The organism is Flavobacterium aeripolare (genome assembly GCF_013294025.1).
In the GTDB taxonomy this organism is placed as follows: Bacteria; Bacteroidota; Bacteroidia; order Flavobacteriales; family Flavobacteriaceae; genus Flavobacterium.
Genome location: NZ_JABSNL010000004.1, coordinates 189,675 through 215,225 on the forward strand (window position 1 = coordinate 189,675; position 25,551 = coordinate 215,225).

Sequence of the window (25,551 nt, forward strand, 5' to 3'; positions counted from 1 at the left end):
TGGTTTGATTCGAATGCAATAATTGATGAGGTTCGAATGCTGTTTTTAATATAAAATAAACGCTTTGTTTTAATGAAAGTATACATAAAAAATATGGTTTGCAATCGCTGCGAAATGGCAGTAACAAAGGCATTCGAAAATTTAAAACTGCCATTGGTGGAATTAACTTTGGGAGAAGCTACTTTGTCAAGAACGCTTTCAAATGGTGAGAAACAGGATTTAGCTGTGGGCTTGCATGCGCTTGGTTTCGAACTGCTAGAAGACAAAACAACACAAACAATCGAAAAAATTAAGAATAGAATCATTGATTTGGTACACCATCAAAATGACAAGTTAAAGGTAAATTTTTCTACTTATCTCTCAGGAGAACTAGGTCAGGATTATAGTGCTTTGAGTAAACTTTTCTCTGAGGTTGAAAGTATGACGATCGAGCATTATTTTATTGCGCAGAAAATAGAAAGAACTAAAGAATTATTAGTTTATGATGAGTTGAGTTTAGGCCAAATAGCAGAACAATTAAACTACAGTAGCGTGGCACATTTGAGTAATCAATTCAAAAAGGTAACAGGCTTAACTCCAACGAATTTCAAGAAAATGAAAGATAAAAACCGAAAACAGATTGATGCTTTGTAAATGATACAAATGTCTTCCATAATTGTGTAACAACATTGCGGTTTAGTATTCGGATCTTTGTGTTTAAAGATTAAAAGAGCCGCACTATGAAACATACCTATATAATTGACGGAATGTCCTGCGATGGCTGCCGTAAAAAAGTAGAAAAAGCATTAAACGAAATAGAAGGTGTTCAAGCGACTGTCTCACTTGATAATAAAGAAGCGGTGATCACAATGGAAAATCATATCCCAACCACGACTTTTGCTACAGCATTAGCCGCTTTGGGTAATTATACCATAAAGATGGAAGGCGACGAAACAGCTGCTATTCCTGAGGTTGAAAAAAAATCATGTTGCGCATCTGCAACACCCCAAAATCATGATCACGATCATAGCGGCACACATTCTCACACTACAGAGCCAGGTAAATATTATTGCCCGATGCACTGCGAAGGGGATAAAATATATGATGAAGCAGGAGATTGTCCTGTGTGTGGAATGCATTTAGTGCAACAACCTGTTCCTGATCATAGACAACAATTTACGTGCCCGATGCATCCCGAAATTGTTGAAAACGAACCTGGCAAATGTTCAATTTGCGGAATGGATTTAGTGCCTTTAGAAACAAATCAAAAAGCCGCTGTTCCTGCAGCTGAAAAAAAATCATATTGTGCGTCTACAGCACCACACAATCACGATCATAGCGCGACACATTCGCACGCTGCAGAGCCAGGCAAATATTATTGCCCAATGCACTGTGAAGGAGATAAAGTATATGATGAAGCAGGAGATTGTCCAGTATGCGGAATGGATTTAGTGCAACAACCTGTGCTGAATCAAAGACAGCAATATACGTGCCCGATGCACCCCGAAATTATTGAAAACGGACCTGGTGATTGCCCAATTTGCGGAATGGACTTAGTGCCTCTAGAACCAGACGAAAGCGAAGACAATAAAACTTACAATGATTTATGGCGTAAAATGAAAATTTCGATCGCCTTTACATTGCCTATTTTTATCATTGCAATGTCAGATATGATTCCAAATAATCCTTTGATGAAAATCTTTGATATGGAAACGTGGAATTGGGTGCAATTTGTTTTGTCACTTCCAGTAGTTTTTTATGCGTGCAGTATGTTTTTTGTTCGTGCCTATAAATCCGTAATCACTTGGAATCTAAACATGTTTACCCTTATCGGAATTGGTTCTGGTGTTGCGTTTCTATTTAGTGTTTTTGGATTGTTTTTTCCAGATTTATTTCCGGCGGAATTCAAAACCGAAGATGGAACAGTGCATCTCTACTTTGAAGCTGCCACCGTAATTCTGACTTTAGTTTTATTAGGACAATTATTAGAGGCCAGAGCGCACAGCAGAACAAGTGGGGCTATTAAGGAATTAATGAAACTGGCGCCGACTGAGGCAACAATTGTGGTGGACGGACTAGATAAAAAAATCTCCATCCATGATATTAAAAAAGGCGATTTATTGCGTGTAAAACCAGGTGACAAAATTCCCGTTGATGGAAAAATAACTAAAGGGGAAACTACGATCGATGAGTCGATGATTTCTGGAGAACCTATTCCTGTTGATAAAACGGTTGATGATTCGGTGATCTCAGGAACGATTAACGGAACCAAATCGTTTGTGATGGTGGCAGAAAAAATAGGTGCTGAAACCTTGCTTTCGCAAATAGTACAAATGGTGACGGATGCTAGCCGTTCTAGAGCACCAATTCAAAAAGTAGCAGATAAAATTGCAAAATACTTTGTGCCAATTGTTGTTGGGGTTTCCATAATTACCTTCTTCATTTGGGCAATTTATGGACCTGATCCTGCTTTGGTTTACGGATTCATAAATGCTATTGCGGTGTTGATTATTGCTTGTCCGTGTGCATTAGGTCTGGCTACACCCATGTCGGTTATGGTAGGAGTAGGGAAAGGAGCGCAATCTGGTGTTTTAATTAAAAATGCTGAGGCGCTTGAAGCTATGAATAAGGTAGATGTCTTGATTACTGATAAAACAGGAACCATTACAGAAGGGAAACCTTCTGTGGATAAAGTATACGCTACGCAAAAGAATGAGCAAGAGTTGCTGCAAATGATTGCTTCACTAAATCAATATAGCGAACACCCTTTGGCGCAAGCCGTAGTCGATTTTGCGAAAGCGAAAAACACAACCTTAACGGAAGTAAATGATTTTGATTCGATTACAGGAAAAGGAGTTTTGGGAACTGTTGCGGGTAAGAAAGTAGCTTTAGGAAACAAAAAATTAATGGATCAAGTGAATGCTCAAATCGATGCAGAACTTGAAGATGCAATCATAGCTGAGCAAAAACTAGGAAAAACAGTTTCTTACATTTCAGTTGATGGGGTAGCAGTAGGGTTTGTAACGATCAAAGATGCCATCAAAGCTACCAGTGCAAATGCGATTAAAGAATTGATGGCACAAGGAATTGAAGTGATTATGCTTACTGGTGATAACGAAAATACCGCTAAAGCCGTGGCAGATGAATTGCATTTGACTTCTTTTATTGCAGGTTGTTTACCAGCAGATAAATTGAATGAAATCAAACGTTTACAAGCCGAAGGTAAGATTATTGCTATGGCAGGTGACGGAATTAATGATTCGCCAGCTTTGGCTCAAGCCAACGTAGGAATTGCAATGGGAACGGGATCTGACGCTGCTATTGAAAGTGCAAAAATCACGTTAGTAAAGGGAGATTTGCAAGGAATTGTAAAAGCACAAAAATTGAGTCATGCCGTGATGAAAAATATCAATCAGAATTTATTCTTCGCGTTTTTCTACAACGTGATCGGAATCCCAGTAGCAGCCGGAATTCTATATCCATTCTTTGGATTATTATTATCGCCAATGATTGCTGCTTTGGCCATGAGTTTCAGTTCCGTTTCTGTAATTGCAAATGCACTTAGATTGCGAAATTTAAAATTGTAGTAGTAATATAAAAATGATAAAACATGGAAAAATCAAACAACAACAACAACAACAAAAAGTACAATACATTTTTTTTAATGTTAGGTCTTTCATTCGTAGCTATGTATATCACAATGTATTTGAATACTTATTCGATAGACCACGTATATTTTAGTCTTACTAGGTTCTACATGAGCTGTCTGGGGATAGCTGCAATGGCAGTGATAATGTTGTCGCTGATGATGGGGATGTATAAAAATAAGAAGAAAAACGCAGCAATATTTCTAGGGAGTGTCATTCTTTTTAGTGCTGCCTTGTTTCTAGTTCGTACTCAAAAGCCAATTATAGGTGATGTTTTATGGTTAAAAGGAATGATTCCTCATCATTCTATCGCTATAATGACTAGTGAAAGAGCAGACATCAAAGATCCTGAAGTAAAAAAGCTAGCTAACGATATAATTAAAGCTCAAAAAAGGGAAATTCAAGAGATGAAATTAATGATAAAAAGGTTGGAGAATGAGAAATAATACTATAATTCTATTCGCTTTACTACTACTAACTTCATCGGCAATTAAAGCACAGAAGGTAGTTCGATACGACTTGTATGTTAGAGATACCATAGTGAATTTTACAGGAAAAGAGAAAAGAGCTATTGCAGTCAATGGACAAATTCCAATGCCGACTTTAACTTTTACAGAAGGGGATACTGCAGAAATTCATGTGTATAATGAATTGAAAGAAGGAACCTCTTTGCATTGGCACGGCTTGTATTTACCCAATAAAGAAGATGGTGTTCCTTATTTGACACAAATGCCTATAAAGCCAAGAACTGAGCATGTGTACCGATTCCCGATTGTTCAATCGGGTACGCATTGGTACCACAGTCATAGCGGTTTGCAAGAGCAAATTGGGATGTATGGTTCTTTAATTTTAAAGAAAAAAGTAGACGATTCAACTTTTAGGAAAGGCATTGATGATCTTCCGCAAGTTCCCATTATTTTGAGTGAATGGACAGATTATAAACCAGAAAATGTGCATAGAATGTTGCACAATGCTTCAGATTGGTTTGCAATAAAAAAAGGAACGACACAAAGTTATGCCGAAGCCATTAAAGAGGGGCATTTTAAAACCAAATTAACCAACGAGTGGAAGCGAATGTTGGCGATGGATGTAAGCGATGTGTACTACGATAAGTTTTTGATTAATGGAAAAATGGAAAGTCAGTTATCACAATTTAAAGCAGGGGATAAAGTACGGTTACGCATTTCTAATGGTGGAGCCTCTTCTTATTTTTGGTTGACTTACGGGGGAGGGAAAATAACAGTGGTAGCCAATGATGGGAATGATGTTGATCCAATTGAAGTAGATCGATTAATTATTGGGGTATCTGAAACCTATGATGTGATTGTTACTGTTCCTGAAAAAGATACTTCCTATGCATTTTTAGCAACTCCGGAGGATAGAACAAAATCGACTTCAATTTATATTGGAGAAGGTGAAAAAAAAGCCGCCGATCTTCTGCCAAAATTGAAATATTTTGAAGGAATGAAGATGATGAACAACATGATGAATATGGACGGTACCATGGATGACATGGGAATGAGTATGAGCATGCAAAAAATGGATATGAATACCGTTATGTATCCAGAATTATCAGCAAGTGCAAACATGAAGATGGATGGTAAAATGGACCATTCCAAGATGAACATGAAACCAGAAGAAATGGATCATTCCAAAATGGACCATTCAGAGATGGGAATGACGTCTGATAAAGTGGATATGAAGGACGCCAAAATGGATCATTCAAAAATGGACATGAGTTCAAAAAAATCCAAGATGGTAACATTGAATTACGGGATGCTCAAATCTCCAACAAAAACTACGTTGCCAAAAGAGGCATCAGTTCGAGAGCTTCGTTTTGAACTGACAGGAAACATGAATCGTTACGTTTGGAGTATGGATAACAAAGTACTTTCAGAAAGTGACAAGATTTTAATCAAGAAAGGAGAAATTGTTCGCATCACTTTATACAACAATTCGATGATGCGTCATCCAATGCATTTACATGGTCATGATTTTAGAGTATTGAACGGAAAAGGGGATTATGCACCATTGAAAAACGTTCTAGATATTATGCCAATGGAAACCGATGTAATTGAATTTGAAGCCAATGCTGATGGTGATTGGTTCTTTCATTGTCATATTCTCTATCACATGATGGCGGGAATGAACAGGGTTTTTAGTTATGAAAACTCAGCACCAAATCCTCTGTTGCCAAATAAAGAGAAAGCATATAAGAAATTACAAGCCGAAAGTAACGAGCTTCATTTTATGGCCGAAAATGATTTTGCGACCAATGGAAATGATGGTCAAGCGATGTTACAAAATGCAAGATGGAGTTTTGGAACCGAATGGCGATTAGGATATCATGATGAACATGGTTATGAATCTGAAACGCATATTGGGCGATACATTGGAAGAAATCAATGGTTTATGCCTTTTATAGGTTTTGATGCACGGTATCGAAAATTAGATCGTGGTGAAATAGAAGAAAATTTGTTTGGACAAAGTAGTACCAAAGACAAAAGACTGCAAGTAAGTTTAGGATTTAATTATACGTTACCTCTATTAGTAGTAGCTCAAGCCGAAGTATACCATGATGGAAACGTTCGTTTTCAATTGATGCGTGAAGATATACCATTGACCAAAAGATTACGAATGGCATTCATGGTCAATACTGACAAAGAATATATGGGCGGGCTCAAATATATTGTCGGCAAAAATATGGGAATAACGACTCACTATGATAGCGATATGGGTGTAGGTTTTGGATTGAATTTGAATTATTAGACTGTTTTTTCAATTTGTTTGATTGCGAAATTTAAAATTGTAGTTAGTTTTAAGTTGAATTACTATCAGAAAAAAGCCGCTTTCTATTAAAGTGCGCTTTCGTAGTAAAAAAATATTGAATTAAGTTTTTAATGCTATAGTCTAGTTATTAATTATTTAGAATTAATTTTTTAATGAGGCTGTAATTAATTTTGCATTCTCTTTTAAAAATTGCTTGCACAACTGGAAAATAGTGCTACTTTTGCACCCGCAATAGAAAAGCAAGGCCCGTTCGTCTATCGGTTAGGACGCATGGTTTTCATCCATGTAAGAGCGGTTCGATTCCGCTACGGGCTACAAAATTCTATTACGTAGAATAATTTTTTTAAATAAAAATAGTTCGGTAGTAAAAGATGTAAGTTGTTTAACTTACCTATTGCAAATTAAAGATAAGCCTCGAAAACGAACTGTTTTTGAGGCTTTTTTTTGCTTGCTCCACAATCCCTTTTTTGTAAATTTGAGCAAAAATAAAAACCTTATGTTACTACTTTCTGAAATTTGGATCTATCCAATAAAATCTTTAGGCGGAATCAGTCTTGATGCTGCTACTGTTTTACAACGTGGTTTAGAGCACGATCGCCGATGGATGCTAGTAGATGAGCAAGGATTGTTTTTGTCACAGAGAACGACGCCAGAACTAGCTTTATTTAATACGGCTATTGAAGGTGCGCACTTAGTGATTTCGCATAAATCAAATAGTCATGAAGCTGTAAAAATAGATTTGTTTCCGGTATTTACCGCGGTTAGTGAAAAATGTACTGCTGTAGTTTGGGAGGATAGCGTTGAATCTTACGAAGTGGGTGCAGCAGTTTCAGATTGGTTTTCTACTATTTTAAATCGAAAGGTACGATTGGTATACATGCCTGAGGACAGTACCCGACAGGTAGATCCTAAATATGCAGTGACTACAGGAGATATTACTTCTTTCTCAGATGGATTTCCCTATTTAATTATTGGTCAATTATCATTAGACGATCTAAATGCTCGTATGGCATCACCTATTACCATCAAACGTTTCCGACCTAATTTTGTTTTCACTGGTGGAGCTGCTTATCAAGAAGAGACATTCAAGCATTTTAAAATTGGTTCTGTATCATTTTTTGGTACAAATGCATGCGAGCGTTGTGTATTAACTACCGTGGATCCAGAGACCGGAGTTATTGCAGGTAAAGAGCCATTGTTTACATTGTCGAAATATAAAAGATCAGGAAAGAATGTAATCTTTGGTCAAAATGTTATTGCTACAATCTTAGGTAAGATTAAGGTAGGTAACGAAATTACTTTTCCCAATAAGGATATTTAGATATAGAGAAGTAGTAATACAGTATATATAATAAAATTAAGTCATGATAAATTCATGGCTTTTTTTTGTTTAAGTATTTGTTTTATAGTCGATTAATGGTTTTAATCTTCCCTTTGTCTACACTTACGGTTCACTCACCGAAAAATGGAGAATTAAAGCGTAAAGAGGTTGTAAATTAGTAAAAGAGATCAAGGAAATATGATTTAATTACTAACTGATTTTGGAATTTAAAAGTTTCAAAAATAAAACACAACATTATGAAAACGAATATCTTATACATTTTTTTAGCTTTATCATCACTTTTAATGTTTAACTCATGTGCTTCTGATGCGATGGATATCATCACTGAAAAGACTTCTGCTAAATCGGTCTATTATAGTTATAATTCTGATGAGCTTAAAACTATCGAATTAATTAATGACCATAGAGAAAGTGTAGGGTTAAATAGATTAGAAAGAATTAGTTTTCTATCTGTAACAGCAGATGACCATACAGGGTATATGATTGAGAATGCTGTAGCAAGCCACGACGGATTTGCAGAGCGTTGTGATGAAGTTATTAAAACTGTTGCTGCTTTAAAAGTAGGGGAGAATGTTGCCTTCAATTATAACAAGCCTACAAAGGCATTTAACGCATGGTTAGAAAGTGCAAGACACAAAGTAAATATCGAAGGTAATTTTACGCATATTGGAGTGGCAATTAAAAAATGTGAAACCACTGGTAAAAAGTACTATACTACAATTTTTGCTAAAATCTAGTCACTGTTCTTAGTTGATAATCGCAATATGATATTCCAACCACGATTTCAATCGGGCTACGTACAATAATTCTAAATAGTTTTCAGTTAAAAACACATTAGACCAATCAAATCGTTGCGATTGTACGCCGAGGTAAAAAATCCAAACCGCCGCTGCAGCTTCAGGAATTAAACCTATTTCCTTATTAGTTAATTCTCTTACGTTCTGATAGCCTTTTAAAAATGCCACTTTCTTTATTTCATATTCGTTTTTATCGTTTTCAATATGAAATAATTGCTTGCAAAAATAGGCTACGTCTAATATTAGTGGCCCTTTACCACAAAAGTCAAAATCAAATAAGGTAATTTGGTTGTCCTCAGTGATACTCATGTTGTCGTACCAAATATCCAAATGTATAATTCCTGTCGAAACCTTTGAATAATCAATACTTTCAAGAGTTTGTTTTAAGGTATCGCAAACAGTTTTTATATATTGCATTTCTAGATTCTCTACCGGAAAATGTTGTAATGTTAGTTCGTAAGGTTTTTGTAATAAACTTTCAGAATTATACGTAATTCGGTTGCAGCTTTTGTCTACTGTAGTTTGGTGAATTTTCCCCATCATTTCCCCAATTTTAAAACAAGTTTCAGTATTCATAAACCTCATTTTTCCGCCTTCGGCAAAAGAGAAAAGTACCGCATGACGCAATCCTTCGGGCGCATTAATATCTTGGATAAATTGCTTATTTCGATCAGCAATAGGGTATGAGATGCCAATGTTATTTTGCTTTAAATACAACAGCAAATCCATTTCAGCTTCTATTTCGCGCTTAGAACGCCAATTATAGCAATACACTCTCAGCACATATTTATGATCGTCATCAGTAATGAAATACGTATGGTTGATGCCTGTTCTAAACAATTTGCAAATTGCATTCGGACTCAAATTGTATTTTTCGATAGCGAATTGTCCAAGTGCAGTTGCGGAGAGTGTAGTGCTAGTAACTGGAAAATGGGTCATGTTGTGGTTTTTAGTGGAGCACAAAGGTATCATTTGAGGATTGATAATAAGTCTTACAGCTGCTCAATCAATCTTTTTTGTCTTGTTGTTCGGTTTGATTTTGCTTTTGGTGCGGCAAGCTGTCGCCTACATTCATTCCGGAAGCCATTCCGATCATAAAAGCGGTTAGGACTACCATAATTTTTCTTTTAGCCCAAAGAATAGGGTGCGTAGATTGCTCTAAACGCGATTTTTTTTTCTGTTTATACATGATGTAATTTGTAAATGATGGAACATTTGATAGCATCGTTATGCCATAAAAAGCATAAACACTTAGAAAATTTTCTAAGCGATGTATAAACTAGAGAGTGCGTTACGAGAATTAAGGGTCTCGTTTAAAAATAGGTTTTGGGCAATAGAAGAAACGATTTTTTGAAACAGTTGTCTTCTGATTTTTAAGATATCCGGAAGACTTAGACTGAAGCTAATTGCAAATTGAAGGTAGGTAATCGGAATCGAAATTACCGATTGTACCGCTAGAATTTGCTTGAAATAGACTGTTTTTGAGCGAGCTGTTTTTGCATCGCTACTGACAATTGCATTCGAAAAGTGATACTGTTCAACCGAATTAATAGGAGAAACCAAAGCACCATCGTTTACCATCAAGCCAAAAGCAAGAAAGAGCGCAATAAGATATTTTAGTTGTTTGATCAATTGATGGTTCTAAAGTTAGAGCGAATATAAGTGTTTTTGTATTTATATAATAAAGACCTACAAGGTAATAGGTTTGTGATTATTCAAAAAAAAGAATCTACCTCAATTAAGAGGTAGATTCTTTTACATATTCCATAATGTCTCCTGGTTGACATTCTAAAATTTCGCAAATTAATTCGAGTGTAGAAAAACGAATTGCTTTGGCTTTTCCTGTTTTTAAAATAGAGAGGTTTGCGGTGGTGATGCCAATTCTTTCAGCAAGCTCATTAGAGCGCATTTTTCTTTTTGCAAGCATCACATCAACGTTTATTACTATAGCCATAATTATACTGTTAGTTCGTTTTCGTCTTTAAGATTTTTTGCGATTTTAAATACTTCACTTAATACCATAAAAAATAATGCTATTATAATTACAGGAAAATTTAAACCTATGTAATTCAAATTAACAGGGGTGTTTCCTATTTTTATAAGATAGATTATTTTAATAAATAAAATAGGTGTGCCTTTTAATATTGTTGATAAAATTAGACTTTTCCCTATTTTATTTAAAAGTAAAATAACTTGATGGTCAAAAATTTTATTTTCCATGAATAAAAAGACAACTTTTCTAAGTAGATAAATACTATAGATAAATATAAAAGAGCTTACTGTGATAAGACTGAAAACGATTTTTGAATTTACATCAATTATTGATAAATCGATATTTTCTATTTCATACGGCTTTTGAATTTTATAATTAAAAAGTATTTTGCTTAATTTAACAGATACAAGGAAAGTGGAAAAGATAGATGCGAAGAAAAATAAATTAATAAAGAATTTTAAATAGGTTAATTTTTTCATGATTATGTTTTTTAGGTTTTATAATTCATGACAAACATAATAATTAATTATCGATAAACAATAATAAAATAATATAAAACAATATTTTTTTATTTTATGCGGAATTTTAAAATCACTTTCATTTGTTTTTTTGGCGTAAAGCCAATAATCCAAAAATAGGACCAATTGCCAGACAAGAGAAAATCAAACTACTGTTAGTCAACAATTGTAACGAACTAACTAATTGGATGCTAACTATTGTTATGGCAAATCCAATACTGTTTACCAAGGTAAGCGCTGTGCCTTTTACTTCGGCGGGAGCGTTTTGTGCTACTAGTGTAGAAAGCAAGGGTGAATCAGCAACTACGGCCATGCCCCAAAATAGTAGGAAAGTAATAAATAGTGTAGCTGAAGGTTGGTTGAATAGTAATGGCGAAATAAGACAGCAAATACAAGACAATAATAAAGCAATGGTAGCTATTTTTTTGGTTCCAAAACTTTCTGATAAATAACCACTTAAAATGCAAGCTAGTCCGCCAATACCAATGATAATAAAAGATAGAATAGGAACATTGAACTGTGCTTCGGGATGTAGGTTGGAGTAAGCGGTAAGCATCAACGGAGTGAAAGCCCAAAAAGCATAGAGTTCCCACATATGACCAAAGTAGCCAAAGGCAGCAGTGCGTAAATTTTTATTTTCGAAAATTCCAAAGGAGGCTTTGATGTTGACTCCTTGACTTGGTTTTCTAAAAGGGCCGTCAGGAACTAAAAACGCCATCATCAAACCACCTAAAATAGCGAGCCCAGCAGTGCAAAGAATAACAAGTTCCCACGGAAGTCCTGAAGTCATACCCTTTAGGAAATGCGGAAAAGCAGTTCCTAAAACGAGTGCGCCAACTAAAAACCCTAGTGATTTCCCTAGCCCTTTTTCGAAATAATCAGCGGCAATTTTCATTCCTACAGGATAGATTCCGGCTAGGAAGAAACCGGTCAAAAACCGAATGCTTAACATGCTTGCTAGATTATTACCGTCCCATAGAATCCCAAGGTTGCATGCGGCACCAAGTAAAGCACTAATTAAAAACACTTTTGAAGGCGAAAACCGATCGGCAATCGCTAATAATGCAAAGACTAATGTTCCTAGGATGAAGCCAAATTGCACCGCTGAGGTCAAGTAGCTCACAACACTTGGGTTGAGGTTAAAATGCAATACCAAATCACTCATGATGGCATTGCTAGCAAACCAAAGAGAGGTGCAGCAAAATTGAGCGATAACAATTATAGGGAGAACGTTTTTTAAGGGTTTCATTTACTTATGTTTTACAGCCTTTTTAAAGTAGGAAAGCAAAATTAAAGTTTTATTTACGATTGAGCCTTTTATTTAATATTCTTTTGGCTTTATGGTTTAACTAGAATATGTCTAGCTTAAAAAAATCATTGCGAGGAACGAAATGATTAAGGCTGAAAAGTCACAATTTATAAAAGGATATTTCACGAATTAGAAATTAGTTATCTTCATTAACTGGATAAATAGTGCATAAAAATGAAATATTGTACATAAATTTGTACAAAATATAGTAATTATGGTAGTCACAAATATTTCAGATTTCAGAAAAGATATTAAATCGTATTTTGATAGAGTTTCAATTAACTTTGAAACGCTAATTATCAACCGCGGAAAAGATTCAGGAATCGTTGTTATTTCATTGGAAGAATACAATTCGTTAATGGCAACAAATTATGAATTGTCGACCAGAGCAAACGAGAGAAGATTAGATTCGGCAATTGAAAAATTAAAGAATGGAAACTCGTTTTCTAAAGACCTAATTGAGGACTAAAATGAAATATGTATTTGTTGACGAGTCTTGGGAAGATTATTTGTACTGGCAAAAAATAGACAAGAAGAAAGTAAAAAAAACAAATGAACTGCTCAAAGATATTTCGAGGAACCCTTTTGAAGGCATCGGGAAACCAGAGGCACTAAAACACAAATATGCTGGCTTTTGGTCTAGAAGAATTGATGATGAACATCGGCTGATTTATCGATTTATTGGTGATGAGATCCAAATCTTAAAATGCAGACATCATTACGATTGATAGTTCTTAAAGTGATATTAGTTTGTAGCTATTGCTAGTTTTAAATCGTATTTTCGGTTAGTCAAAAAAAAAACTAGAAGTTCGCAATAGCCATAAGTTCAAGAATGCTATCCCCAAAAACAACTGTACTCATCTTTCTCGATTAATCGAATAAAGTCTAATAAGTGCTTTACGACTGGTTGCGGTTTATAGGCATGCCATTTTAAATCGGATCTTTGCCAAAAAGCTTTCCAATGATCATCTTTTTGAACATAAGTGGCTTTGGCAATATCGTTTTCAACTTTCTTTTTGGGATCCATCCAATTAGGTCTGATTTCGAAGATGAACACACTTTGTTTATCAACACGGTATCCAATGTCAATTTGAGACCTCATTTCTTCCTCTGGACGAATGTAGGATAAATAGTTTTCAATTTCTTCTATCTCGATACTGGCTATTTCGAATTTCATTACGTATGTATTTTATCAGTTTGAGTAGTTCCTGCCTTCTGATTGTGTAATTATTGCTAGGAACATGAGCTATCTCAGTTGCTAAATAATTAAGAGGTTACTTTCTTATGTCTTGTTTTAGCGGGACGAGCGAGATGCTAATGCTAGCAGTTTTAATCTGCAAAAGCATAACTTTAATCCATTATGTCTAATTCTCTACTTATAATGAAACGATTTAAATAATTGGATAAATTGTCAAGATCTTGATATATTGAAAATTCATTAACTCCATATTGTTCAAGGTTTCGTAACATCGCTTATTTAGCTGTTCCTTTAATTCGAAGCTTTATAAAAGTATTTTTATTTAAAATTTTTTCTAAACTCAATTGTGGTTTATTAGATATTGTGAATACACCTCTTTGGTTTATAACGCGAGCGGAGAGACCTTTAGGGTAAAATACCCCGGAAACAATAATTTTGCTATCAAAAGGTTTGATTTCTTTTGTTTTTAATACTTTGTTTTTAAAATCCATAATGAATACGGAAGCATCGCTTTTTTGGTTTAAATCAAAAGTTGCGAAATAAAGTGCGACTAATGGGTTTTTAGTCCAATCTAAAAGTCTTGTTGCTAAACCATGATGTTGTCCTAGAGTCAATTCATCCCATTCATCAACTGGACTACTATTTAAAAGATGGCCAGAATATCTCAGCCAAGAACTAATAATATCTTCTTCCTTAAAGTAGGATGGGACGTTTTTAGAAAATTCAGGTCTACCGATTTTAGGAATTAGCTCCCAATCAAAATCTTGCTGACCTCTAAATACATAATTAGCTGATGAATGTTTCTCAATTACATTGTGAAATTCAATAAAATTTTTAATGTCTATAATTTTCATTGTATAGGACTCTCTTTTTAAGAAGTAAATATTTGTTTTTCAACTATAAATTAGTTGTGGGCACGAAACGTTATATGACTTACCCTTTCTCAAATATAAAAGTTATTCTTGTAAAATGTTTTTTTTATTTCTGTTATTTTGAAACAATCGAATTTAGTAAAGTTATTGTTCGGAGTTGTAAAAAAAATATTATGGCGCAGGCAATGCGTGAAGGATGGCAGTGGAGCTCTTTATTTTTTTATCCCGTAGGGTAAATAATAAAAGCGGGAACGAACAGCCTGACCCTTGCGGGCACGCCCAAAAAAAGTGTCTAATTTTTATTTTAAAGTGATAAAAGGAACTGGCTTTTATGTGGAATTACACGCAAAACGATGGTGGATAAAAAAGCTTGGTTGGCTTCGAAAAATTTTATAATTTTGCATTCCGAATTTATAATGTAAATTAAAGAACAAGATGGATATCAAAAGAGTAGCAATAGACGCTGTTAATGAAACAATTGTAATGACAGTTGTGAACATGGATTATAAAGGTCAAGTAGCAAAAAGAATAAATGAAAAAATGCCTCTTGCAACTGTAAAAGGTTTTAGAAAAGGGCAGGTTCCTAAGGATCTTGTTGCAAAACAATACGGTAGAGGAATTAAAGAAGAGGAAGTTAAGAAAGTTGTTGATTTGGCTTTAGAGCGTTTCATTCAATCTGAAAGATTAAACCTTCTTGGAACTCCGCTTCCTAAAGTAGACGAAAACTTTGATTGGGATGCTGAAGAGTTGACTTTTGAGTACGAAATTGGTTTAGTTCCTGACTTTACTTTAGACTTAGAGGCTAAGAATGATATCGTAAAATATGTTGTTACCGCTGATGATAAATTAATTGATGATCAAGTAGCGCGTATCCAAAAACAATTTGGTACTGCAATTCCTCAAGAGGTTGTTGCTGCTGACTCTGATGTTACGGGAACTTTCTCTAACGAAGAAAAAGGAATTAATAACGCAACTACAATCAATGCTGAACTTTTTAAAGATGAAGCAACTTTTAAACTTTTTATAGGTAAAAAAGTAGGTGATGTTGTGACTGTAAATACTAAAGGTTTATTTAATGACGACCACCAATTGATGGACGTTATGAAAGTAGAGCATGATGATGTTCACGGTTTAGAGGTTGATGTAAACTTCACTATCGAAGGAATCAACACGGCTGAGCCAGCTGAATTGAACCAAGAATTGTTTGATAAATTGTTTGGTGAAGGTAAAGTTGCTTCACTTGACGAATTGAAAGCTAAGATTAAAGAAGATGCTGAGAACCAATTTGCAACTCAAGCAGACCAAAAATTATTAGGTGATGTTACTGAGTTCTTAATTGAGAGCACAAAGTTTGAATTACCTGCTGCATTCTTGAAAAAATGGTTGCAAACTGTAGGTGAGAAAAAAATGACTCCAGAAGAAGCTGAAGTTGAATACGAGCGTTCTGAAAAAGGATTGCGTTTTCAATTAATCGAAGGTAGAGCTATGGCTCAATCTGACATTAAAATCACTTTTGAAGACTTAAAAACATTTACTACAAAAAATATCCGTCAGCAAATGGCACAATTCGGACAAACAAATCCTACGGATGAAGAAGTTCAAGGAATTGTTGCAAGAGTTTTGTCTAACCAAGATGAAGTGAAAAGACTTTCTGACCAAGTGGTTGCAGAGAAATTATTGGAATTGTTTAAAGAAAAAGCAAACCCAACAACTAAAGAAGTTACTTACGACGAATTTATTGCTGCGTCTTACGGAGAATAAATTCAAGGTCGTCAAGTTGTAAGTTGCAATAGCAACTGCCTTAATTGTGCGGTAGATTATTAAAATTTTATGATTTGATTACAAAGAGTAAACAATAAAAAATAGTTATATTTGAGCGTCAGAAATTTATTTTTGGCGCTCTTTTGTTATTTATAATTTAGGTGCTCCCAATAATTACAGCTCCTACTTTTTAATTGTAAGTTTTTATACTTGTTTTAGATTTTTATAGATTATAAGAGCCCTTTGCGGAGGCTTTGATATGATTATTTAATTTAAAAATGACGTTTAGAAAGTTATAGCTACAACAAGAGCTAAAAAAGTAAGACATATTGGCACATCTATAAATAGGAACGACCTTTGCAATAGATACCATACTATTAGATAAAAAAAAGTACAACTTAGAACACATACACATGAACTACGGTAAAGAATTTAAAAAGTTTGCTACAAAGCACCAAGGAGTTAATGCCATGTATTACGATAAAATCGTTGCGGCTATGAACCCTACAAATATGACTCCCTATATTATCGAAGAACGTCAATTAAACATTTCACAATTGGATGTTTTTTCTAGATTAATGATGGATAGAATTATCTTTTTAGGAACAGGAATCGACGACCAAATCGCAAACATTGTACAAGCACAATTATTATTCTTAGAAAGCGCAGATGCTTCTAAGGATATCCAAATTTACTTAAACTCTCCAGGAGGAAGTGTTTATGCAGGTTTAGGGATTTACGATACTATGCAGTACATTAAGCCTGATGTAGCTACAATTTGTACCGGTATGGCTGCTTCAATGGGAGCGGTACTATTGTGTGCGGGAGCAGAAGGAAAACGTTCGGCATTGCCACACTCAAGAGTAATGATTCACCAACCATCAGGAGGAGCACAAGGTGTAGCTACTGATATGGAAATCAACTTGAGAGAGATGTTGAAATTGAAAGATGAATTATACAACATCATTTCGCACCACTCAGGGCAAACATTTGATAAAGTGCACGCAGATAGTGAGCGCGATTACTGGATGAAAGCTGATGAGGCTAAGGAATACGGAATGATTGATGAGGTATTGAGAAGAGGATAAAATCAGTTTGCAGTTTACAGTCGCAGTATGCAGTACTGTGACTGTAAACCGAGACTGAAAACAAAAAAAAATGGCGAAAGAAAAATTAGAATGTTCGTTTTGTGGAAGGAAGAAGCCAGAAACTAATTTATTAATAGCGGGTATCGATGCACACATTTGTGATAAATGTATCGAGCAAGCACACGGAATTGTTTTAGAGGAATTAAAAGCATCAGGGAGCACAAATCTTGTGGGTGATTTGATTTTGAAAAAGCCGAAAGAAATTAGAGCTTTTCTAGACCAATACGTTATAGGGCAAGACCAAACTAAAAAAGTGATGTCGGTTGCAGTTTACAATCACTACAAGCGTTTAATGCAACAGCAGCAAGACGACGAAGTAGAGATTGAAAAAAGTAATATCATCATGGTAGGGCAAACGGGAACAGGAAAAACATTAGTTGCTAAGACCATTGCAAAAATGTTAGACGTGCCTCTAGCTATTGTTGATGCTACCGTATTAACTGAAGCTGGTTATGTAGGAGAAGATGTTGAGAGTATCTTAACGCGCCTTTTACAAGCTGCTGATTATGATGTTACCAAAGCAGAACGCGGAATCGTTTTTATTGACGAAATTGATAAAATTGCTCGTAAGAGCGATAATCCATCAATTACACGTGACGTATCTGGTGAAGGTGTGCAACAAGCTTTATTGAAACTATTGGAAGGAACAGTTGTAAACGTGCCACCAAAAGGAGGACGTAAGCATCCAGACCAAAAATTTGTTGAGGTAAACACGCAAAACATTTTGTTTATTGCCGGTGGTGCTTTTGACGGAATCGAAAGAATTATATCGAAACGTTTGAACCGTCAGGCTGTAGGGTATTCGACTTCGAAGACAGCAGATAATATAGATAAAGACAATTTATTGCAATACATCATTCCTAAAGATATTAAAGATTTTGGATTGATTCCTGAGATTATTGGTCGTTTGCCAGTATTGACACATATGGATCCGTTAGATAGAGCTACTTTACGTTCTATTTTAACAGAGCCTAAAAATGCGTTAATCAAACAGTACCAAAAGTTATTCTTAATGGATGAGGTGGAGTTTTCAATCACTGACGAAGCACTTGACTTTATTGTTGATAAGGCACTAGAGTATAAATTAGGAGCTCGTGGATTGCGTTCATTATGTGAAGCAATCTTAACTGATGCAATGTATGAATTACCAAGTTCTGAGGATAAAAAATTAGAAATTGATAGAACGTACGCTGAGGAGACACTTAATAAAAACTTGTTGAAACGTTTAGAGATTGCATCATAATAATTGCATTTTTCTTAAAAATATAAACCCGTTCATTGATTTGAACGGGTTTTTTTAGGTCTAAATTATCGTATTTGTTATTGTTTTAAAAAATAGATAGTATCCTTTCCTTATAAGTTTTAGAATCCCGATTTTTGTTTGATCAAAGCATGTTATTATGACTCTAGAAGACAAAGAGATTATTTTATTAAAAGTTTCGGGACAAGATAAACCGGGAGTTACTGCGGGTTTAACTTCGATTTTGGCCAATTATGAAGCCACTATATTAGATATAGGTCAGGCTGATATTCATGATACATTATCTTTAGGGATTTTATTCGAAATTAAAGCAGGCTCGTCATCGGCACCTATTTTAAAGGACTTATTATTTAAGGCTTATGAGCTAGAGATAAAGGTGAAGTTCACGCCAATTTCGATTGATGATTATGAGAATTGGGTAAAGGGACAGTCTAAAAAAAGATACATTGTAAACATATTAGGAGAAACACTAGCGGCTGCACAAATGGCTGCTGTGACTCAAATTTTGTCTGATCAAAATTTAAATATTTACGCTATTAAAAGATTGACGGGTAGAGTTTCCATTATTGACAAAGGGATGTATCCTCGCTCTTGCGTGCAATTGTCAGTGTCAGGAAATATATTGAACAAGAATTTAATTACCGCTAAGTTCATGGAGATTTCGAGAACGCTAGACGTTGATATCTCATTTCAAGAAGATGGTATTTATAGAAGAAATAGACGCTTAGTTTGTTTTGATATGGACTCTACTTTAATACAAACTGAAGTCATCGATGAGCTAGCTGATCTTGCAGGAGTAGGAGAGCAAGTAAGAGCAATAACCGAATCAGCAATGAATGGCGAGATTGATTTTAGCGAAAGCTTTAAACAACGTATGGCATTACTTGAAGGGTTAAGTGAAGAAGTATTGCAAAAGGTAGCAGAGAACTTACCTATTACGCAAGGAGCACATCGCTTGATGAAGGCATTGAAATATTACGGTTATAAAACAGCGATACTATCTGGAGGATTTACTTATTTTGGTAAGTATTTACAAAAAGAATTGGGTATAGATTATGTGCACGCTAACGAATTAGAAATAATCGATGGCAAGCTAACAGGGAAATATTTAGGTGAAATTGTAGATGGTAAAAAGAAAGCCGAATTATTACAATTAATTGCCGACAAAGAAGGGGTACACATCAATCAAACAATTGCTGTAGGAGATGGAGCCAATGATTTACCGATGTTGAATTTAGCTGGATTAGGAATCGCTTTTCATGCAAAACCAAAGGTAAAAGAAAGCGCGTCGACTTCTATTTCTAGCTTAGGATTAGATGGTGTTTTATACTTGCTAGGGTATCATGACAGGCATATTGATATGATGATGGAATAGTGCCATTAATACTAAGTAAAAAAGCCTTAACTCGTAATCGATTTAAGGCTTTTCTGCCATTTGAAATAGTGGTATTTTAAAAGGGATCTCTTGTGATTACAACGCTATTTTAACTTGCATACTCTTCAATTGCTCCAAATAATCTCTTTGGTTAGATAGTCTAGGGATTTTATGTTGACCGCCTAGTTTGTCTCGCTCTTTTAACCAATCGTAAAATAAATTTTTGCGTGCTATATTTATGATCAATGGATTTAATGTCATGTTGTTGGTGCGCTTCGCCTCGTAATCAGAGTTTAGAGATTGCAAGGTATCGTCTAGTATTTTATGAAAAGCATCTGTGTTTTCAGGAGCTTTCTTGAATTCAATCATCCATTCATGTGCGCCTTTTTCCTTGCCTTCCATAAAAACGGGTGCAACGGTATAATCAACCACTTCGGTGTTGGTTTCTCTACATGCTTTGGCTATAGCCTGATCGGTATTTTCGACCATTAACTCTTCTCCAAAAACATTAATATGGTGTTTTGTTCTTCCGGTAACTCTAATGCGGTACGGACTCAAGGAAGTAAAACGAACAGTGTCTCCTATTAAATAACGCCATAATCCTGAATTTGTAGTAATAACGATAGCGTAGTTTTTAAACAATTCTACATCAGCAAGGCGAACAATTTTTTGGTTGGGCGTGTCAAAAGTGTCCATTGCAATGAACTCGTAAAAGATACCATAGTCTAGCATTAACAGTAAATCGCTAGAATAGTTCAAATCTTGAATGGCAAAGAAACCTTCAGAGGCATTGTATATTTCGTAATATTTAAATTCTTTTTTAGGTAGTATTTTTTGATATTGTTCGCGGTAGGGTTCAAAATTTACTCCGCCGTGAAAATACACTTCTAAGTTAGGCCATACTTCAAAGAGATCTGTTTTTCCAGTTTCTTCAATTATGCGGTTCATTAAAACCAACATCCATGAGGGAACTCCAGCAAAACTAGTAACATTCTCTTTTTTAGTCTCGTTAATGATGGCGGCCATTTTTGACTCCCATTCGCTCATTAATGATATTTTACTGCTAGGCGTGCTACTAAACTCTGCCCAAATAGGCATGTTTTCGATTAAAATAGCCGACAAGTCACCAAAAGAGGTATTGTTGTTTTCATAGATCTGAGAGCTTCCGCCTAAACGCAAACTCTTACCTGTGAACAATTCTGAATTTTCATTATTGTTTAAATACATGCACAGTAAATCTTTACTGCCTTTATAATGGCAGTCTTCAAGCGCACTACTGCTTACAGGAATAAATTTACTTTTTGCATTTGTGGTACCACTCGATTTGGCAAACCATTTTATAGGGGTGTTCCAAAACAAGTTTTGCTCTCCACTACGGGTACGTTCAATCAACGGGTGAATATCTTCGTATGTTACAATAGGTACGCGTTCAGCAAATGTGGCATACGATTTTATAGAGGCATAATCATAATCGGTACCTATAACTGTATCTTTTGCAGCCGTTAGCAAATTCATTAGCAACTCCTCTTGTACCTCATTGGGGTATTTAAGGAAAAGTTCAATTTGATGGATTCGTTGTTTTAAAACCCATGAAGCGAATGAATTAATAATGGTTAGTGGCATTTTTTAAAATTGGAGTTATGAATTATGCGTTACGAATGATAACTTTACCAAAAATAACATTTTTTGTTAAACATCAAACTTTAAAGAGTAAACTAAATGCAATACGAAGGCGTACTGACCAAGATGCAAACTGAATACGGAGACCCAATCCAGTACTACTTGGTTTTTGAAGACAGTTTTTTGAATGTGAACCAATTATTAGGTAAAGATATTTCGATAGATTTCTTGGGATATCAGTGTTTAAATTGTGGCAAAAAGAAAAAGATTTTTCGTCAAGGTTTTTGTTATGATTGTTTCTATTCTAGTGCTGCCGTTGGAGATTGGATTATGAAGCCGGAGTTAAGCACGGCACATTTAGACATCGAAGATCGAGATTTAGAATACGAAAAAAGAGTACAGCTACAACCTCATATTGTGTATTTAGCGTTGTCTAGCGAAGTGAAAGTTGGGGTTACTCGTGGTACACAAATGCCAACTCGATGGATTGATCAAGGTGCAAACGAAGCGATCGCAATCATCGAAGTACCTAATCGTTACCTAGCCGGAATCACCGAGGTAGCTTTAAAAAATCACTTTGCCGACAAAACAAACTGGCGCAAAATGCTAACTAATGATGTTCCTCCAGCCGACTTAATCGCCGAGAGAGCGCAGCTAGAAAATCTAATTCCTGAGGAAGCGAGAAGCTATTTTAATTTAGATAAAAACGACTTGTACCGCATGCACTATCCTGTGATAAACTATCCTGCTAAAGTCAAAAGCTTAAGTCTCGATAAAACACCTAGTTTTCAGGGTAAATTAACGGGAATAAAAGGGCAGTACTTGATTTTTGAAGATGGTACTGTATTTAATGTTCGCAGTTCTGAAGGGTATGTAGTACGCATTCAGGTGTAATAAGCAACTGTTTTGGGCGTGACCTTAGATAAAATTTGTTCTAATTTTATCTAAGGTCGGGCTATTCGCTGTATCTTTTTTTCTTGAAAACAAGATAAAAAGGATGCCGCTACTATCCCTCACGCAGTAGAATGCTAACCACAACGATTAGTTTAAATATCACAAAAAAAGGGATGCACAATTAGCGTATTGTGCATCCCTTTTATTTGTGGTAATAATGAGTTTAAATAACTATTTATCCTCTGTTTCCGTGGCTGGAGTAGTGGTTGCCGGCGGAGTAGTAGTTTTCTTTTTATTCAACAAGCCTTTTAATAAACTCGTAGCTTGTTTTTTGACTTCTACTTTTGCTTGTTCCTGTACTTCGGCTTTAGTTGTAGGTAACACTGTTTTAGAGCTGTCTCCAGGTTTTTTATTTTTGTTAATCAAGTCGGTTAACTTGCTTGTTCCTTTGCTAATTAAAGCTGCTTTTTGCTGTTGGATTAATTGATTTGTTAAATTAGTCACGGCAGTTTTAAGATCGGTAGAGATTTTCGGACTTGAGAAATTCCCTGTCATTAAGGCGTTAATAGGTATGTTTTCTAATTTAGCTGCATCTGCGGGTGTTAACTTAGCTATTAATGCATTAGCATCTGACCCAAGGTATTTTGCCGGTACATCAAATTTTAAACTATAGTTCATCGTTTGGTCAAAGCCATGCGTACCACCTATTGTTGCTTTAATGTCTTTGTATTTAATGTCAAACGGACGCACACTTACCTGTCCGTCTTTAAAAGTGATTGCAGCCTTTAAATCGTTAAAATTGATTTTGCTTAAATCTAAGAACTTGATATTTGAAGTCAGCGCTGTCAATAAAGTCGAGTTACTAGCATTTACAGTCGTAGAAAGTAATTGACCTAATAAGTCTCCGGTTAAACTCTTAAGATCCGGACTCATATCATTAGTCAGGTTTCCGTTTAACTTAATTGTTGAGTTTAATTTACCGTTAATAATTCCTGCAATAGGAGCTAGTTTTTTAAGCATGTCTAATTGCGTAAAAGACTGTGCGATGTCTACTTGATTCAATCCTAAATTCATGTCAAATACAGGTACTTTTCCTTTGGTAGACACAGATCCATTCAAACCAATATTTCCTCCAAAGATAGCTGTCTTTACATTTTCCATGGTTACCTTCTCGTCTTTCACAATTAGTTTTCCTGAGACGTCTTTTAAGGTTAAATTGTCATACAAAACCGTATTGGCTTTCGCGCTAAGCGTACAATTTAAAAAAGCTGGAATCTTCATCGCGTCAGTTGCTTGTGGAGCTGTAGTAGCTGTTTTACCCTCGGTAGTTGTTTTACTTGCTGTAGCGCTTCCGGTAGTCATAAAATCGCTTACCGCAAGTTGGTTAGAAGACAAATTGAAGTTTCCTTTTAACTCTTGGTTTTTGAATATAAAGCCATAGAAATTCTCTAAAATTCCAGTTACGCTAATATCACTTTTACCAGTAGCGGCATTAAATTGTTTTAAGTTAACTTGGCTTGGATTGAATTGTACTAGTGCTGTGCTAATGTTCAATGCTTTTCCGTTTTCATCGGTATATTTAAATCCAGATAAACTCATCGTACCTGCGTTATTGATATTCTGGTACTGACTTTTCTCTACAGATTGCATGTCAAATTTAGTAGTAACATCTGCCTTTAAAATCCCTGATAACGGCTTGTCTAACTTAATAGGATACGCTTGTGAAAGATTTCCTAAATTAACTGTTCCTTTCAACATTGCATCAACAACAGCATTTTGAGTAACATTAGTAATTTTTGCTTTAGCGTTAAAAACATCTTGATCTATCTTGAAAGAAAGCTTATCGAGATTAACGTAAGTATCATTTAAAATTCCTGTTTCGTTGATAATTTTAGTGTCGATTACGATATTTTGAACTGATTTAGGCAAATCAGGATATTTAAAAGAGGCGTTATTTGATGCAATAGCAATACTGAATTTAGGAACAGTGGTGTCAGAATACCTTCCTTTAGCAAAACCAACAATACTAAAATCTCCCGTAGTTTTCACGTTGTCTAAACTAGCAGCGTAAGCTGCAGGAATAACTCCTAGAAAGTTCTTAAATGACGATGTAGGTGTTTTGAATTTTAAGTCATAATCTTGTCCGCCTTCTACAATTTGGATAAATCCATCAAATGCAAGTGGCAATTGATTAATCAGTGCTTTATTTTCTTTAAAGCTGTATTTGCTATTTTCTAGATCGATTCCTAAAACAGCATCAAGTGTCAATGCTACATTTTTCATGTAGTTCACCTTATCCATATCTAGTGATACCTTTGTTGTGGTCTTAGTAACCAAATCTAATTTTGATGCAGCAAAATCTCCAGTACCTTCATGATTAATGCTGTCCAGTACCAACTTAATCTTTGATGATTCATCGTAATATTTAAACCTTAAGTTGTCTACTTTATAATTTTGGATATTCAATGATAATTTGCTATCGCCACTTTCGGTAGCAGGCTTGTCGTCTTTAATAGCAATGTCATAATTGCCTAAGCCGTCTTTATTAAATAAAATATTTACGACACCATTTTTAGTCGAGATTCCTTGAATATTCATGGTCTCGTTAGCATCTTTAAAAAGTTCTTTTACAGACATTTTTAAATCTAGTTCGCCAAGGGCAACTAAGGTGTCGCCAGCAAAAGGTGCTTTGTTAATAATTGTCAAACTATCTAGGGTTAAGCTTGCATTAGGGAAGTTTTTAAAAAGGCTCAAATTGGCGTCTTTAAAACTAACATTTGCATCAACTTTACTGTTGATAATTGTCGTAATCTTAGCGGTAATCTGGTCTTTAAAAAAGTAAGGAATTGCAAATAGTGAAGCAACGAGTAGCAATAGCAAACCTGCAAGAACTTTTAATATTGTCTTTAACATATTGTTTTTTTAATTTATTTAATACTGTAATGATGAAATTAACATCGTTAAGAGTACAAAAATAGCATTTTAACAATACTAGGCTTTTAAAATTTTCACAAATGTATGTTTAGGGGTGGTTACAGCTACTTGTA

23 protein-coding genes and 1 tRNA gene are annotated in these 25,551 nt (G+C 35.1%); 14 read left to right on the forward strand and 10 right to left on the reverse strand.

Going from position 1 to position 25,551, the window contains the following annotated elements; genetic code table 11:
• Nucleotides 1-72: 72 nt before the first annotated feature.
• The 7 genes from HNQ00_RS06795 to HNQ00_RS06825 all read left to right on the forward strand — a co-directional run bounded on the left by HNQ00_RS06795 (nt 73) and on the right by HNQ00_RS06825 (nt 8,495).
• Complete coding sequence (locus HNQ00_RS06795; RefSeq protein WP_173837569.1) at nt 73-633, forward strand: helix-turn-helix domain-containing protein; 561 nt, start codon at nt 73-75, stop codon at nt 631-633.
• Nucleotides 634-719: 86 nt separating this feature from the next.
• Nucleotides 720-3,566: a heavy metal translocating P-type ATPase gene (locus HNQ00_RS06800; protein ID WP_173837570.1), complete on the forward strand. Its 2,847-nt coding sequence runs from the start codon at nt 720-722 to the stop codon at nt 3,564-3,566.
• 23 nt (nt 3,567-3,589) lie between these two features.
• On the forward strand, nt 3,590-4,072 hold the full coding sequence (locus HNQ00_RS06805) for a DUF305 domain-containing protein (RefSeq protein ID WP_173837571.1): 483 nt from the start codon (nt 3,590-3,592) through the stop codon (nt 4,070-4,072).
• Complete coding sequence (locus HNQ00_RS06810; protein ID WP_173837572.1) at nt 4,062-6,395, forward strand: multicopper oxidase domain-containing protein; 2,334 nt, start codon at nt 4,062-4,064, stop codon at nt 6,393-6,395. Before HNQ00_RS06805 ends, HNQ00_RS06810 begins: the two co-directional genes overlap by 11 nt.
• A gap of 264 nt (nt 6,396-6,659) precedes the next feature.
• Nucleotides 6,660-6,731: transfer RNA gene (locus HNQ00_RS06815), tRNA-Glu, on the forward strand.
• Between the two features lie 181 nt (nt 6,732-6,912).
• Entirely contained in the window at nt 6,913-7,737 is an 825-nt protein-coding gene (locus HNQ00_RS06820; RefSeq protein WP_173837573.1) for an MOSC domain-containing protein, read from the forward strand.
• Between the two features lie 257 nt (nt 7,738-7,994).
• Nucleotides 7,995-8,495: a CAP domain-containing protein gene (locus HNQ00_RS06825; protein ID WP_173837574.1), complete on the forward strand. Its 501-nt coding sequence runs from the start codon at nt 7,995-7,997 to the stop codon at nt 8,493-8,495.
• Nucleotides 8,496-8,504: 9 nt separating this feature from the next.
• Here the strand turns inward: HNQ00_RS06825 and HNQ00_RS06830 are convergent, their stop codons facing one another.
• The 6 genes from HNQ00_RS06830 to HNQ00_RS06855 form a co-directional block, all read right to left on the reverse strand.
• A complete protein-coding gene (locus HNQ00_RS06830) occupies nt 8,505-9,494 on the reverse strand; it encodes a phosphotransferase (RefSeq protein WP_173837575.1) in 990 nt (329 codons plus the stop codon).
• Nucleotides 9,495-9,561: 67 nt separating this feature from the next.
• The gene (locus HNQ00_RS06835; RefSeq protein ID WP_173837576.1) at nt 9,562-9,744 is read right to left on the reverse strand and encodes a hypothetical protein; all 183 of its coding nucleotides are present in this window, start codon (nt 9,742-9,744) and stop codon (nt 9,562-9,564) included.
• 74 nt (nt 9,745-9,818) lie between these two features.
• Complete coding sequence (locus HNQ00_RS06840) at nt 9,819-10,187, reverse strand: hypothetical protein (RefSeq protein WP_173837577.1); 369 nt, start codon at nt 10,185-10,187, stop codon at nt 9,819-9,821.
• Between the two features lie 106 nt (nt 10,188-10,293).
• A complete protein-coding gene (locus HNQ00_RS06845) occupies nt 10,294-10,509 on the reverse strand; it encodes a helix-turn-helix domain-containing protein (protein WP_074721690.1) in 216 nt (71 codons plus the stop codon).
• Between the two features lie 2 nt (nt 10,510-10,511).
• The gene (locus HNQ00_RS06850; RefSeq protein ID WP_173837578.1) at nt 10,512-11,027 is read right to left on the reverse strand and encodes a DUF2975 domain-containing protein; all 516 of its coding nucleotides are present in this window, start codon (nt 11,025-11,027) and stop codon (nt 10,512-10,514) included.
• A gap of 118 nt (nt 11,028-11,145) precedes the next feature.
• Entirely contained in the window at nt 11,146-12,315 is a 1,170-nt protein-coding gene (locus tag HNQ00_RS06855) for an MFS transporter (protein WP_173837579.1), read from the reverse strand.
• 274 nt (nt 12,316-12,589) lie between these two features.
• On the opposite strand from HNQ00_RS06855, the gene HNQ00_RS06860 reads away from it, so the two are divergent.
• Nucleotides 12,590-12,844: a type II toxin-antitoxin system Phd/YefM family antitoxin gene (locus HNQ00_RS06860; RefSeq protein ID WP_173837580.1), complete on the forward strand. Its 255-nt coding sequence runs from the start codon at nt 12,590-12,592 to the stop codon at nt 12,842-12,844.
• Between the two features lies 1 nt (nt 12,845).
• Nucleotides 12,846-13,103, forward strand: coding sequence for a Txe/YoeB family addiction module toxin (locus HNQ00_RS06865; protein WP_173837648.1), 258 nt, complete (start codon nt 12,846-12,848; stop codon nt 13,101-13,103).
• A gap of 107 nt (nt 13,104-13,210) precedes the next feature.
• Here HNQ00_RS06865 and HNQ00_RS06870 read toward each other — a convergent pair whose 3' ends face one another.
• The gene (locus tag HNQ00_RS06870; protein WP_173837581.1) at nt 13,211-13,552 is read right to left on the reverse strand and encodes a DUF3024 domain-containing protein; all 342 of its coding nucleotides are present in this window, start codon (nt 13,550-13,552) and stop codon (nt 13,211-13,213) included.
• A gap of 296 nt (nt 13,553-13,848) precedes the next feature.
• The gene (locus HNQ00_RS06875) at nt 13,849-14,427 is read right to left on the reverse strand and encodes an FRG domain-containing protein (RefSeq protein ID WP_173837582.1); all 579 of its coding nucleotides are present in this window, start codon (nt 14,425-14,427) and stop codon (nt 13,849-13,851) included.
• A gap of 453 nt (nt 14,428-14,880) precedes the next feature.
• On the opposite strand from HNQ00_RS06875, the gene HNQ00_RS06880 reads away from it, so the two are divergent.
• The 4 genes from HNQ00_RS06880 to serB all read left to right on the forward strand — a co-directional run bounded on the left by HNQ00_RS06880 (nt 14,881) and on the right by serB (nt 19,990).
• Nucleotides 14,881-16,206: a trigger factor gene (locus tag HNQ00_RS06880; RefSeq protein ID WP_173837583.1), complete on the forward strand. Its 1,326-nt coding sequence runs from the start codon at nt 14,881-14,883 to the stop codon at nt 16,204-16,206.
• 413 nt (nt 16,207-16,619) lie between these two features.
• The gene (gene clpP, locus HNQ00_RS06885) at nt 16,620-17,294 is read left to right on the forward strand and encodes an ATP-dependent Clp endopeptidase proteolytic subunit ClpP (RefSeq protein WP_026707631.1); all 675 of its coding nucleotides are present in this window, start codon (nt 16,620-16,622) and stop codon (nt 17,292-17,294) included.
• Between the two features lie 70 nt (nt 17,295-17,364).
• Complete coding sequence (gene clpX, locus HNQ00_RS06890; protein ID WP_173837584.1) at nt 17,365-18,597, forward strand: ATP-dependent Clp protease ATP-binding subunit ClpX; 1,233 nt, start codon at nt 17,365-17,367, stop codon at nt 18,595-18,597.
• Between the two features lie 157 nt (nt 18,598-18,754).
• Nucleotides 18,755-19,990 carry a phosphoserine phosphatase SerB gene (gene serB / locus HNQ00_RS06895; RefSeq protein WP_173837585.1) on the forward strand — a complete coding sequence of 412 codons (1,236 nt, stop codon included), beginning with the start codon at nt 18,755-18,757 and terminating at the stop codon, nt 19,988-19,990.
• Nucleotides 19,991-20,086: 96 nt separating this feature from the next.
• On the opposite strand, the gene HNQ00_RS06900 is transcribed toward serB, so the two are convergent.
• Nucleotides 20,087-21,613, reverse strand: coding sequence for a GH3 auxin-responsive promoter family protein (locus HNQ00_RS06900; protein WP_173837586.1), 1,527 nt, complete (start codon nt 21,611-21,613; stop codon nt 20,087-20,089).
• Between the two features lie 96 nt (nt 21,614-21,709).
• On the opposite strand from HNQ00_RS06900, the gene HNQ00_RS06905 reads away from it, so the two are divergent.
• A complete protein-coding gene (locus HNQ00_RS06905; RefSeq protein WP_173837587.1) occupies nt 21,710-22,504 on the forward strand; it encodes a DUF2797 domain-containing protein in 795 nt (264 codons plus the stop codon).
• Between the two features lie 231 nt (nt 22,505-22,735).
• On the opposite strand, the gene HNQ00_RS06910 is transcribed toward HNQ00_RS06905, so the two are convergent.
• Entirely contained in the window at nt 22,736-25,417 is a 2,682-nt protein-coding gene (locus tag HNQ00_RS06910; protein WP_173837588.1) for an AsmA-like C-terminal region-containing protein, read from the reverse strand.
• Between the last annotated feature and the right edge of the window lie 134 nt (nt 25,418-25,551).

Coding starts and splice junctions, on each gene's coding strand:
- HNQ00_RS06800 (WP_173837570.1), top strand. CDS start 720: ATGAAACATACCTATATAATTGACGGAATGTCCTGCGATGGCTGCCGT.
- clpX (WP_173837584.1), top strand. CDS start 17,365: ATGGCGAAAGAAAAATTAGAATGTTCGTTTTGTGGAAGGAAGAAGCCA.
- HNQ00_RS06870 (WP_173837581.1), bottom strand. CDS start 13,552: ATGAAATTCGAAATAGCCAGTATCGAGATAGAAGAAATTGAAAACTAT.
- HNQ00_RS06805 (WP_173837571.1), top strand. CDS start 3,590: ATGGAAAAATCAAACAACAACAACAACAACAAAAAGTACAATACATTT.
- HNQ00_RS06795 (WP_173837569.1), top strand. CDS start 73: ATGAAAGTATACATAAAAAATATGGTTTGCAATCGCTGCGAAATGGCA.
- HNQ00_RS06810 (WP_173837572.1), top strand. CDS start 4,062: ATGAGAAATAATACTATAATTCTATTCGCTTTACTACTACTAACTTCA.
- HNQ00_RS06880 (WP_173837583.1), top strand. CDS start 14,881: ATGGATATCAAAAGAGTAGCAATAGACGCTGTTAATGAAACAATTGTA.
- HNQ00_RS06910 (WP_173837588.1), bottom strand. CDS start 25,417: ATGTTAAAGACAATATTAAAAGTTCTTGCAGGTTTGCTATTGCTACTC.
- HNQ00_RS06825 (WP_173837574.1), top strand. CDS start 7,995: ATGAAAACGAATATCTTATACATTTTTTTAGCTTTATCATCACTTTTA.
- HNQ00_RS06830 (WP_173837575.1), bottom strand. CDS start 9,494: ATGACCCATTTTCCAGTTACTAGCACTACACTCTCCGCAACTGCACTT.
- serB (WP_173837585.1), top strand. CDS start 18,755: ATGACTCTAGAAGACAAAGAGATTATTTTATTAAAAGTTTCGGGACAA.
- HNQ00_RS06855 (WP_173837579.1), bottom strand. CDS start 12,315: ATGAAACCCTTAAAAAACGTTCTCCCTATAATTGTTATCGCTCAATTT.
- HNQ00_RS06905 (WP_173837587.1), top strand. CDS start 21,710: ATGCAATACGAAGGCGTACTGACCAAGATGCAAACTGAATACGGAGAC.
- HNQ00_RS06875 (WP_173837582.1), bottom strand. CDS start 14,427: ATGAAAATTATAGACATTAAAAATTTTATTGAATTTCACAATGTAATT.
- HNQ00_RS06835 (WP_173837576.1), bottom strand. CDS start 9,744: ATGTATAAACAGAAAAAAAAATCGCGTTTAGAGCAATCTACGCACCCT.
- clpP (WP_026707631.1), top strand. CDS start 16,620: ATGAACTACGGTAAAGAATTTAAAAAGTTTGCTACAAAGCACCAAGGA.
- HNQ00_RS06845 (WP_074721690.1), bottom strand. CDS start 10,509: ATGGCTATAGTAATAAACGTTGATGTGATGCTTGCAAAAAGAAAAATG.
- HNQ00_RS06865 (WP_173837648.1), top strand. CDS start 12,846: ATGAAATATGTATTTGTTGACGAGTCTTGGGAAGATTATTTGTACTGG.
- HNQ00_RS06900 (WP_173837586.1), bottom strand. CDS start 21,613: ATGCCACTAACCATTATTAATTCATTCGCTTCATGGGTTTTAAAACAA.
- HNQ00_RS06860 (WP_173837580.1), top strand. CDS start 12,590: ATGGTAGTCACAAATATTTCAGATTTCAGAAAAGATATTAAATCGTAT.
- HNQ00_RS06850 (WP_173837578.1), bottom strand. CDS start 11,027: ATGAAAAAATTAACCTATTTAAAATTCTTTATTAATTTATTTTTCTTC.
- HNQ00_RS06820 (WP_173837573.1), top strand. CDS start 6,913: ATGTTACTACTTTCTGAAATTTGGATCTATCCAATAAAATCTTTAGGC.